This window comes from Clostridioides sp. ZZV15-6388 (genome assembly GCF_020657755.1).
Taxonomy (GTDB): domain Bacteria; phylum Bacillota; class Clostridia; order Peptostreptococcales; family Peptostreptococcaceae; genus Clostridioides.
Window position 1 is genome coordinate 24,136 of sequence record NZ_JAGWCU010000039.1, and the last position, 8,005, is coordinate 32,140.

Consider the following 8,005-nt stretch of genomic DNA (forward strand, 5'->3'; position numbering starts at 1 on the left):
AAATGGCTTATGATTTTTACTTAGATGGAGTACAATTACCAATCACACCTGGTAAGCTTGAAGTCAAAGTGACAAATAAAAATAAGACAATTGATTTAATAAATGTTGGAGAAGTAAATATATTAAAAAAGGAAGGGCTATCTGAAATAAATTTTGAAGCAGAATTTACACATAATAAACTGCCCTTTTATCGTGGTCAATTTAGGGATGTCCAATTCTTTTTAAGTAAACTAGAATTACTAAAGACAGATTGTAAGCCATTCCAATTCATTGTGTCTCGTGAGTTAGGTAACAAAGTATTATTTAACACTAATATAAAAGTATCTCTTGAAGAGTATGTTATTTCAGAAGATGCAGACAATGGTTCAGATGTTAAAGTTGCAATAAAATTAAAGCAATATAGAGATTACTCAACTAAAAAATTAGTTCCTGCTACACCTAAAAGTAATGATGCTGGGAGACCAAGCATAAAAATAGAACCAAAACGTGTTGATTCAGTCAATTCACCAAACGCTAAAACATACACAGTCAAAAGTGGTGATTCTCTTTGGTCAATTTGTCAGAAACAACTTGGTAATGGTTCACTATATAAGAAAGTATATGAACTAAATAAAATAATGATGGATAAAGCAAATAAGGGTAAAAAAGTACCTAAATACACCATCTATAAAGGGCAGGTGTTAAAACTTGGCTGATGAATTAGTATTAGCAAATGATAGGGATGTAAGGTTAGTTATTGCTCATTGGGAAGATTTCTATGAGCCAGTTGTCCTTGATAACATTACATGGGAGATAGAAAGACGAGGTACACCAAGTAAATTAGAATTTACAATAGTTATGGATGATATATTAGAGTTTTGTGAAGGTAATTCTGTAAGGCTGTATTACAAGGGTGTAGGCATATTCTATGGATATATATTTCAAAAGAAAAGAGATAAAGAAAATCACATTAAAATTGTTGCTTACGACCAGTTGAGATATTTTAAAAATAAAGATACTTATGTATATAGTAATAAAACAGCAAGTGAACTTGTAAAAATGTTGGCTAAAGATTTTAACTTAAAATACAATGTCATAGAAGATACAAAATATAAAATATCTAGAGTTGAAGAAAATAAAACACTCTTTGATATGATATTAACTGCACTAGATGATACTCTAAGAGAGAAAAAAGAAATGTATGTTTTATATGATGATTTTGGAAGAATAACATTAAAGAATGTTGCATCAATGAAATTAGATGCTGTTATGAATAATGATGTAATCGAGGACTTTGACTATAATTCATCAATAGATAGTGATACTTATACAAAAATTAAACTTGTCAGAGACAACGAGGAGTCAGGAAAAAGAGATGTGTATATTGCTCAAGACTCAGCACATATGAGAAGTTGGGGAATACTTCAAATGTTTGAGACAGTTGATAAAAACATGAGTGAAGCAGAGATAAAACAAAAGTGTGATATACTTTTAAAATTATATAATAAGAAAACTAAGTCATTAAGTTTAAAAAATGTACTTGGAGATATTAGAGTGAGAGCAGGTTGTTTAATACCTGTTTTTTTAAATCTAGGAGATATTGAATTACAAAATTATATGTTAGTTGAGAAAGTAAAACATACATTTGAAAATAACAGTCATTTCATGGATTTAACTCTTGTTGATGGAGATGAATTTGCTTCTTATTCATCAAGTTATAGTAGTGTAAATACTAACAATAAAGAGGAAAAGAAAAATGGTCCTGCACAAAGTACTACGAAAAAAAATACAGGAAGAAAAGTACCAGCATTATTTACAGCATATTGGCCGGGTCCTGGTATAGAAGGTGGAGATAAAGATTGTACTGGAAAAAAATTAGTTCCTAAAAATCAAACTTGTGCAGCTCCTATGGATGTAAAGAAATATTATAAAAGTTGGTATAGTGAAAAGTTTTTAAAGGACCATCCATTTATAAAACTAAATGATAAAATCAAAGTAATATTACCAGATTCATCTATAGACGGAAAAACCTATACAGTTAGAGATAACGGAAGTGCTATTAATATATCTTCATCAGGAGTTTATGACATAGATATATTAATGTCTACAGCGAGTGAATGCAATAGGTTTGGCAAAAGAAAAGGGTATATAATTATAAATGGAGAGGAAGAAGAAACTTATCAAATTCAAGGTAATAATCAAAATAGTAATGCAAATAATTCTAAAGCAGATAAACTAGTTAGTATAGCAAAAAGTAAACTGGGTTGTAATTATGCGTATGGAGCACAAGGACCAAATACTTTTGATTGTAGTGGGCTAACTCAATGGTGTTATAAACAAATAGGTATAAAAATTCCTCGTACTGCTTCTGCACAAAGTAAAGCAGGAAAAGCAGTAGATTTAAAAGATAGAAGTAAGTGGAAAGCAGGAGATTTATTGTGCAGAATTGGTGGAGGAAGTAACAATCATGTTGTGATGTATATTGGAAATGGTCAAATGATTCATTCACCACAGACTGGTGATGTAGTAAAAATACAATCAGTTGATTCATATCGAAAAGGAAAAGCGTATACACATGTGAGAAGATTTATATAAGTGAGGTGATAATATGAGTCAAGATTTATTACAGATAATAAAAAAAGCAGCAATGGATGCAGTAGAAACAAGTAATCCAATGAGAGTTGTATTTGGAACAATAGAAAGTATTAGCCCTCTAAGAGTTAAGATAGAACAAAAACTATCTATTGGTGAATTTTTTCTAATACAAACAGATACATTTAAAAGATATACAGATAAAAAAATAGGAGATAAGTTAGTTTTAATTCGTATGCAAGGAGGGCAACAATACTTGATTTTAGATAGGATGTGATAAAGTGATACCAACAGATAACATTGACTATGATATTGAAGATGTCTCAATAATTAATTTTGATGTAAGGCAAGAACCAAGTAAGACCTTTAAATTAAATATAGAAAAATCTAAGATAGATGGTATTTGTGATGATGTTGAAGCATTAAAACAAACCATCTTTTTAATTTTAAACACAGAGAGATACCAACATCTAATATATAGTTGGAATTATGGAGTCGAGTTGAACGACCTTATTGGAGAGCCTATTTCATATGTAATACCCGAACTTGAAAGACGAATCAAAGAAGCACTAATTCAAGATGATAGGGTTGAAAATGTAGATAATTTTGAGTTTCAAAATGTAAAGGGTAAAGTACATTGTAAGTTCACAGTTTACAGTAAATATGGAAATATAAAAGCAGAGAAGGTGGTGAGTGTATAATTGTTTGAGTTAATGACTTTTGAAAATATAATTAAAAGAATGTTAGATAGTGTACCAGATACATTTGATAAAAGAGAAGGTTCTATAATATATAATGCTCTTGCTCCTGTTGCTATAGAACTTACAGAAACTTACATTGCCATGGATGAATTACTAGACCAAACATTCGTAGATACTGCTAGTTATTACTATTTAGAGAAGAGATGTAAGGAAAGAGGAATCACACCTTTGCCTGCTACTAATACAATTGCTAAGGGTGTCTTTAATATAGATATTCCACTTGATTCTAGGTTTAATTTAGGGGAGTACAATTATACAGCAATTGAGAGAATATCTGAAGGAATATATAAGATGAAATGTGAAACTGCTGGACCTATTTTTGAACTTGGTCAGTTGATTCCAATTGAATATATAGACGGTCTTGAAACTGCTGAATTAACAGAAATACTAATAAATGGAGAAGATGAAGAATCAGAGGACAGTCTAAGGCAACGATATTATGATAGTTTAAATTCTCAATCTTTTGGGGGTAATATTCAAAACTATAAAGATGAGGTTAACAAAATACAAGATGTTGGAGGAGTTAAAGTTTATCCTGTTTGGAACGGTGGAGGTACTGTTAAGTTAGTAATAATTAATTCTAATTTCAAAGTACCAAGCACTGACTTAGTTAATTTAGTGCAAGAAGAAATTGACCCAATTGGACATCAAGGACAAGGCTTAGGATTAGCACCAATAGGTCATAGAGTCACTGTTGAAGGAGTTACAAGTACAACTATAAATATAAGTACTACAATAACATATAAGAGTGGATACACTTGGGAGAATATAAAATCAATTGCAGAAGAAGTAATTGACGACTATTTAAATGAACTTAATATGAGTTGGGAAGATGAAGAAAACTTAATAGTTCGTATATCTCAGATAGAAACTAGATTACTTAGCATTGATGGAGTATTAGACATTGGAAATACTATGATAAATGATGTTGCATCAAATTTTAGTGTTGATAAAGATTCAATAGTAGTAAGAGGTGATGTAGTTGGATAAAGAGATAAATCTAATAAGTTACTTACCACAGATTTTACGGGACAAAGAAGAATATATAAAAGCATTTAATGCAGATAACAAAGAAATAAAGATACTATATGATAAATTAGATGACGTCTTAAATGACCAGTTCTTAGAAGATTTAACTCCAAGTGGTGTGAAAAGATGGGAAAAAATAATGTCTATAACTCCCAAATCAAATGAAACTTTAGAGGATAGAAGGTTTAGGATTTTTAGTAAATATATAAGTAAATTACCTTATTCAGAACGATTTTTAAGGAACTGGCTAGATAGTATAGTTGGAGAAGGAAACTATGAGTTAACTATTAATAATTCTACTTATAACATACATTTAGAGAGTGATGCTAGAAATCAAGATTGGTTTGAAGAAGTTCATTCTTTTGTAAGTAATATTAAGCCATGCAACATGACGCTAGATTACACTAGAGTGCTTATAAGCAAAGACAATTATATGAATTTTGGTATAACAACCCTAATGGGTCAAGAAATAACTATATACCCTTGGAGTCCACCAGATATAGAAACTTATGGAGAAATTGATGTATTAACTGGCAATGGAGTTGGATACCAAGAGGTAACAATATTTTAGGAGGTGATATATTGGCTATAGATAAAAGTTATTACACTATAATTACAAATGTAGGAAAAGCAAAGATAGCAAATGCAAGTGTCACAGGTAATAAAGTGGGATTTGTAAAAATTCAACTTGGTGATGGAGGGGGGAGTGAGTATACTCCTACTGAAAGTCAGACAGCACTTAAAAATGTGGTATGGGAAGGCAATATCGGAAATACAACTACAGATGAAACTGCACCAAATTGTATAATATTAGAGAGTTTAATACCAAGTAATGTAGGTGGGTTTATGATAAGAGAAATAGGATATTTAGATGATGAAAATAATTTAATTGCCATTTCTAAATACAAAGAGTGTTATAAACCTTCTATAGAACAAGGTGCAGTGGTAGACATGAAGGTTAAAACTGTGCTTATTGTATCTAATGTAAATAATATAGAACTTAAAATTGACCCTACAATAATCTTTGCCACACTCAAAGATATACAAGACTTAGAAACTAAAATAGGTACTGTTAATAATAAAATTGATACAACTAAGACAGAGTTAACAAGCAACTTAGAAACTGCTAAGACAGAGTTAAACAACAAAATAGGAGATACAACAATCCTTGAAACAACAGATAAAACTAGTCTTGTTAGTGCAATAAATGAGGTGAAAACTAGAGTAGATAGTATAGAAACAACAGCAGAGAAAACAAGTTATGATAATACAGTAAGTAAACTAAATTCTACCAATGTCCAAGGGGCAATAGATGAAGTGGTTGCAAAGATAGAAGGATTTAATGGGGTTAACATAAATACAATAAATAATATGTTACCTATCTAGAAAGGAGAATAAAATGGCTAAGATTTATGACTTTAACTATAAATATGGAGAACAAAAAGTTGTTTTGCCACCAGGAAAGTATTTACTTGAATGTTGGGGAGCAGCTGGTGGTGGAGGTTGCAAAATAACTGATACTAACTTGCGCTCTAAAGGAGGATATTCAAAAGGAGAACTTACATTAAAAAAAGAGACAGCATTGTACATTTACACTGGTGAGAAAGGTTCCAATTATGCTCCTACATTTAATGGTGGAGGAAAAGCAATGATGCATGAAGGACTTTCTAATGGAGAAACACTGTATTGCAATGGTGGCGGAGCAACAGATATAAGACTTATTGGTGGTTCTTGGGATAATGAACAAGGTTTACTTTCTCGTATTATTGTCGCAGGTGGAGGTGGTAGAAATAATTTTGAAACAAAAGGTGGAGATGGTGGTGGAGACGCTGGAGGTGATGGTTCTAAAGCAGATAGCAAAGGAACTCAAACTAATGGTGGTAAAGGCCAAGTAGGATTAGATGGCTCTTTTGGAAAAGGCGGAAGTGCTGTATCACCTAGTTCAAGAGAAAATTATGGCGGTGGAGGTGGCGGATGGTATGGAGGTGGGAGCGGTTATAATGCAGGTGGTGGAAGTGGCTATGTTTTAACAGAAAATAGTTATAAACCAGCTGGATATATACCAACCAAAGAATATTGGCTAGAAAATACTTCTATGACTGTTGGTGGAGGCATTGCAGAAGAAAATGGAAAAGCTAAAATAACATTATTGCAAGGATTACCTTTTCTCGTTATTAGTTCTTATACATCAGAACAGGCTGTTTTTACAGCAGGACATACAGAAGAAAATAAACTATCTAAAATTGAATGGTTTATAGATGATGTATTAAAAGAAGCTTTTACTACAGATTTATACTTAGAAAAAACTATTAACTATACACTTGAAGATAATGCACTTCATACACTTAAAATAGTTGTTACAGATATTAATAACATGACTTATGAGAAAGTTGTTACTATAAGTAAGAGTATAATGCCACTGCCAACTAATGCTAATTTACAAGATATATCAACTAAGTTAACAGAGATTGGAGAAGGGTTTAAGAATGGTAAAACCAGTATTATAAATATTCTAGCATTAAAGAATATAGATTCATCTTTAAACAATACACTAGTAGAATTATCAGAGAAAATAAAGGCATTATTTGATAGTGGAGATGCTAGTATTGAAAATTTGATGAACCAGTTAATTCAAGCTAACAATACTATAACACAATTAAATTCTAAGTATAAATATGCAACAGGGACAACTGAAGTTCAAAAATTCTCAGGAAAAGCAAATATGTATGGTGGTAAATATGGAAATACGTTTGATAGAAATATTAATGATTGGATTAAAATTGATAATTTAGGTTTTGTTCCTAATATTTTTTATGCTGAGCATGAAAATGTTACTGTTAATAGTGTATTTTATAAATGTGTAGTTTTTGCCATTTGTAATATACCTATATTTTCAAACGAACAAGATTTTACTATTGATACTAGTTTTTCTAAAGAAAAACTAGATAATGTAGATTTTAGAGCTGCTGGTATAGTATGTACCAACAATGAACGTGATGTATATATTAATCAAAATGGAGTATGTATTCCTGCATCTAATAATTATTTTAATCTTCATTATAGATGGCACGCTATAAAATTTATATAAATGGGGTGATAAAGTGAATAGAGCAAATAGAATTATATGTGACCAAACAGGCAAAATACTCTTGCAAACAGGAGAAGCAACAGGGGATGTATTAGAACATGATACAATAACTGAACTGCATTATATTGATATTGAGTATGGAAGTATAGATTATACTAAAAATAGAATTACAAGTATAAATATAGAAACTAAACAACCAATTTTAGAAGAAATACCAATATATGTGAGTGATGAAGAAAAGAGAATACAAGAGTTAGAAAATCAAATATTGATTGCAGAAAATGAAAAAGTAGGAGGAATTTTATAATGAATATAAATAATGTTGTAGTAAGAATATTGGCAGAGAGAATATTAAACAAAGGATTGAACCCTTTAAAAAATAGAGAATTTGAATTAGATGATGTTACTAACACAGAGTACAGAAAAGCAGTAGAGGATTATATAATTGAACATAGTGGAGCGTTAGAAGGAATAGAACCTACAGTATAGGTTCTTTTTTTATTCCTAAAAATATATAAAGTCATTTACATTTTGCCTATATTTTGTAGACGTTTAT

Annotated in this window: 10 protein-coding genes; all 10 read left to right on the plus strand. The window is 30.7% G+C overall.

Annotation, left to right across the window (positions count from 1 at the left end; all coding sequences use genetic code 11):
• The first annotated feature begins 2 nt into the window (after positions 1-2).
• The 10 genes from KGF48_RS17365 to KGF48_RS17410 are packed head-to-tail and all read left to right on the plus strand — an operon-like array spanning position 3 to position 7,938.
• Complete coding sequence (locus KGF48_RS17365; RefSeq protein ID WP_227868337.1) at positions 3-695, plus strand: LysM peptidoglycan-binding domain-containing protein; 693 nt, start codon at positions 3-5, stop codon at positions 693-695.
• Positions 688-2,574: an NlpC/P60 family protein gene (locus tag KGF48_RS17370; RefSeq protein ID WP_227868338.1), complete on the plus strand. Its 1,887-nt coding sequence runs from the start codon at positions 688-690 to the stop codon at positions 2,572-2,574. The genes KGF48_RS17365 and KGF48_RS17370 overlap by 8 nt, the downstream gene beginning before the upstream one ends.
• 13 nt (positions 2,575-2,587) lie before the next feature.
• Complete coding sequence (locus KGF48_RS17375) at positions 2,588-2,848, plus strand: DUF2577 domain-containing protein (RefSeq protein WP_074178024.1); 261 nt, start codon at positions 2,588-2,590, stop codon at positions 2,846-2,848.
• A gap of 4 nt (positions 2,849-2,852) precedes the next feature.
• The gene (locus KGF48_RS17380) at positions 2,853-3,272 is read left to right on the plus strand and encodes a DUF2634 domain-containing protein (RefSeq protein WP_227868339.1); all 420 of its coding nucleotides are present in this window, start codon (positions 2,853-2,855) and stop codon (positions 3,270-3,272) included.
• Entirely contained in the window at positions 3,273-4,322 is a 1,050-nt protein-coding gene (locus tag KGF48_RS17385) for a baseplate J/gp47 family protein (RefSeq protein WP_227868340.1), read from the plus strand.
• Complete coding sequence (locus KGF48_RS17390; RefSeq protein ID WP_227868341.1) at positions 4,315-4,932, plus strand: YmfQ family protein; 618 nt, start codon at positions 4,315-4,317, stop codon at positions 4,930-4,932. The genes KGF48_RS17385 and KGF48_RS17390 overlap by 8 nt, the downstream gene beginning before the upstream one ends.
• An 11-nt stretch (positions 4,933-4,943) precedes the next feature.
• Positions 4,944-5,747 carry a phage tail protein gene (locus tag KGF48_RS17395; RefSeq protein ID WP_227868342.1) on the plus strand — a complete coding sequence of 268 codons (804 nt, stop codon included), beginning with the start codon at positions 4,944-4,946 and terminating at the stop codon, positions 5,745-5,747.
• Between the two features lie 13 nt (positions 5,748-5,760).
• Positions 5,761-7,449 (plus strand): glycine rich domain-containing protein, encoded by a 1,689-nt coding sequence (locus KGF48_RS17400; RefSeq protein ID WP_227868343.1) that lies wholly within the window; start codon positions 5,761-5,763, stop codon positions 7,447-7,449.
• Between the two features lie 13 nt (positions 7,450-7,462).
• Positions 7,463-7,756 (plus strand): hypothetical protein, encoded by a 294-nt coding sequence (locus tag KGF48_RS17405; RefSeq protein WP_227868344.1) that lies wholly within the window; start codon positions 7,463-7,465, stop codon positions 7,754-7,756.
• Complete coding sequence (locus KGF48_RS17410) at positions 7,756-7,938, plus strand: hypothetical protein (RefSeq protein WP_227868345.1); 183 nt, start codon at positions 7,756-7,758, stop codon at positions 7,936-7,938. Before KGF48_RS17405 ends, KGF48_RS17410 begins: the two co-directional genes overlap by 1 nt.
• Positions 7,939-8,005: the final 67 nt, after the last annotated feature.